The organism is Bartonella sp. AP19HLJMH (assembly GCF_042196245.1).
Lineage (GTDB): Bacteria > Pseudomonadota > Alphaproteobacteria > Rhizobiales > Rhizobiaceae > Bartonella.
Map to the genome: position 1 here is coordinate 1 of NZ_JBHIPX010000010.1, position 1,782 is coordinate 1,782.

The window sequence follows — 1,782 nt, forward strand, 5'->3', positions numbered from 1 at the left end:
ATGGGACCTGCAATTGAAGGCGGCGTTGGCATCAATGCGCAACTGTCTCACAACTTCTCCCTTCATGGTGATGTAAGTTATCAACAAAAGCTTCAGAAAACTGGTATAAGTGGTGCAAGCTTTTCAGGTGGTATACGCTATCAGTTTTAAGGAAAGGAAATTCTTCTCGGAACCTCTTATTTTAAGCAGAGCAGCCTGTGCCCTACATGAGAAGGAAAGCACATGTACAAGCGTATGAGACTGAAAAAAGTGTAAAAGCGAGCGTTGCTTTCCCGTTCGTTTGCACAGAAAGGCTGCACAACTCTGTATTGTGCAGCTTTTTTAATTTTCTATAATATTATGTAGCCCTTTTGTTGATATTACCTCTTGTAAATAAACCCTGCTTTTCTTTTCTGCTAAAGTCCTTTTTATTCCTTAAAGAAACCTCTTTCTTCTTCATGCAGTAGATGTACTAGCTTTTCTTTAAAGGAATTCCCTTCACCTCTTTACGGCAGAAGATCTGCTGCAAAATACCTTTTTGCGCAGAAAATCCAATCAGGCATAACAAACATAACACAATGCTTTGTACTCAATTTATCTAAAATGCTCAGGAAATCATAAAGAAGAGCTAAAGCTTTATCAATCATCATAAGTATTATTTAAGTATATACATAAATATATTTTAGATATACAGAAAACAAATATTAAATTCATTATGTGATTGAAATTATAATAGTTTATATTTAATAATTTGTTTTATAAATTATAAATTACATAGTTATTTACAAAATAAAAAACCCTTTAATAAAAATTAATTATAGAATACAAGTAAATAAATAAATTTACTATATAAATGTAAAAATAAATAAAGTATAAAATTATATTATATTTTATTATTAAATAATATTTTTATTTAATAATAAAATTATATAAATACTTTATATAAAAGTTAAAATAATATAACCTCCCGATGAAAATTGTGTGTTCTTTATCCTTTTTATAAGCGGGGAGAGAATATGCGGAGGCTTATAAGTTAAGGAAAATCTTCATGTCTAAAAAATTTTTACTATCCTGTACAGCTGTTGCGACAATCGCGCTGTTTAATGCTCATACTAATGTAAAAGCCGAAAAAATCTTAATGAATTTTCATGGAATAACCGAGGAAGCATCCAACTTCACTGTTGGCGGTATAATAGTGATAAAAGGTAGTGGAATAATTGGAAAAAATTTAGCAATAATTCACGACAGCAAAAACATGGAGGACGACTGGTTGAGCACTGTACGCATTATCGAACCTAATAGCTTTCTTGACTTATCAGAATCAACGATTAAGGCTAAAGAAATCGGTGTGATGGCAACAGACGGTGGTATAATAAAAATGAATGCAGTAGGTATTATTGCTCCTACAGTAGGCTTATTTCTCGAAGATAGCAAAAGTGATAAAAACAAGCTGAAAAATGTGACAATAACGAGCAGTAAAGATGACTTAATGGAAAAAGGAATAGCTCTTTATAAGGAAAGTAAAGTCATCTTGGAAAACGTAACAGTTACTCAAGCAAAAGTGGGTATAGAAGCGTTGGATAATTCTCAAACAACGGTATCAGGAGGATACTTTAATGCAAAAGAGCATGGAATATACGCTGGTACAGGCTCTACAATTACTTTAAAGAACAATGTTACAGTGTCCTCTGATGAATATGGCCTCAATGCAAATGGTGCACAATCCAAAATCACAATGACTGGAGGAACTGTAAAAGGGCAAAAAAGTGCTCTGTTGACAGAAAATGCCGGATATATTGATGT

Annotated in this window: 2 protein-coding genes; both read left to right on the forward strand. The window is 32.4% G+C overall.

The features are described from left to right. On the forward strand, positions 1–150 hold a 150-nt coding region (locus ACFINR_RS05885; RefSeq protein WP_375653301.1), incomplete at its 5' end, for an autotransporter outer membrane beta-barrel domain-containing protein. A gap of 877 nt (positions 151–1,027) precedes the next feature. Then, a partial coding sequence (locus ACFINR_RS05890) for a right-handed parallel beta-helix repeat-containing protein (RefSeq protein WP_375653130.1) occupies positions 1,028–1,782 on the forward strand: 755 nt, incomplete at its 3' end.